Source organism: Herbidospora sp. RD11066, from assembly GCF_054661255.1.
This window is the reverse complement of the sequence record NZ_BAAGDO010000036.1, coordinates 1-617: the sequence shown is the minus strand read 5'-3', so window position 1 is coordinate 617 and position 617 is coordinate 1. Positions and strand designations below refer to the sequence as shown.

Here is a 617-nt window from a genome sequence, read left to right as displayed (position 1 = left end):
CTCGACCAGTTCGGCCGCAACCTCACGCAGGCCGCACGCGAGGGCAAGCTCGACCCGGTGATCGGGCGCGAGAAGGAGATCGAGCGGGTCATGCAGGTGCTGTCCCGCCGCACCAAGAACAACCCCGTGCTCGTCGGCGAGCCCGGCGTCGGCAAGACCGCCGTGGTCGAGGGCCTGTCCCAGAAGATCGTCAAGGGCGAGGTGCCCGAGACCCTGAAGGACAAGCAGCTCTACACCCTTGACCTGGGCGCGCTGGTCGCGGGCTCGCGTTACCGCGGTGACTTCGAGGAGCGCCTGAAGAAGGTCCTCAAGGAGATCCGCACCCGCGGCGACATCATCCTGTTCATCGACGAGCTCCACACCCTGGTCGGTGCGGGCGCCGCCGAGGGCGCGATCGACGCCGCCAGCATCCTCAAGCCGATGCTGGCCCGTGGCGAGCTCCAGACCATCGGCGCGACCACGCTCGACGAATACCGCAAGCACCTGGAGAAGGACGCCGCTCTGGAGCGTCGTTTCCAGCCGATCCAGGTCGCCGAGCCCAGCCTCAGCCACACGATCGAGATCCTCAAGGGCCTGCGCGACCGTTACGAGGCCCACCACCGCGTCTCCATCACCGA

1 protein-coding gene is annotated in these 617 nt (G+C 67.7%); it reads left to right on the top strand.

What is annotated here, in order from left to right; all coding sequences use genetic code 11:
* On the top strand, positions 1 to 617 hold a 617-nt coding region (locus ACYQ78_RS39255; protein ID WP_459806081.1), incomplete at both ends, for an AAA family ATPase.